Source organism: Methanosarcina sp. MSH10X1, from assembly GCF_004099695.1.
GTDB lineage: Archaea > Halobacteriota > Methanosarcinia > Methanosarcinales > Methanosarcinaceae > Methanosarcina.
Genome location: NZ_SCHL01000050.1, coordinates 1 through 548 on the forward strand (window position 1 = coordinate 1; position 548 = coordinate 548).

The 548-nt window shown below is 43.8% G+C and carries 1 pseudogene; it reads left to right on the plus strand.

The features are described 5' to 3' along the window. Positions 1-33: 33 nt before the first annotated feature. Positions 34-548 (plus strand): annotated as a pseudogene (locus EQO05_RS15235) (hypothetical protein); the annotation flags it as partial.

The window sequence follows — 548 nt, forward strand, 5'->3', positions numbered from 1 at the left end:
AATTTTTACTTATTTTGTTTTGGGGAAATTCTAATGGCCGGGAAATTTGACGAATTTTCTATTTTCTTTGAGGATACCTGTGCCTATATTCCGTATGCCGTTATCGGGATTTTCATCCTGCTTATTGCGACCTTCACCTCTGTTTACCTTTTAAAAATAGACAGCGAAGTCGCAGAAACCATTTACACGACCGAGAACATTGATCCGGAAAAGAGTGCCATTAACCTTGCCTCTTTTGACCTTGCTCGCTGCCTGAACTATGCAGGAATGGAAGCCCTTGAATGGCAGGGCGAACACCCTGTAATCCTTCCTGAAGGCAGTACGGTTGACAGGTCCTCTGAAGACGGTTTTCTGGTCATCCCTAAAAACCAGAATCTTGAAAAAGGAGACACCCTTCAGGTCAGCATAAACCTGCCTTCGGACATCTGGGGCAAAATCGAAGCTCTCTGGAAAAATCGCGACATTAAACTGATTGTCAACGACTCATCAGGCTATGAAATAAAAAGTATAAACTACGGCCAGGCAACCGGTTTTTTCCGGAAAGTCTC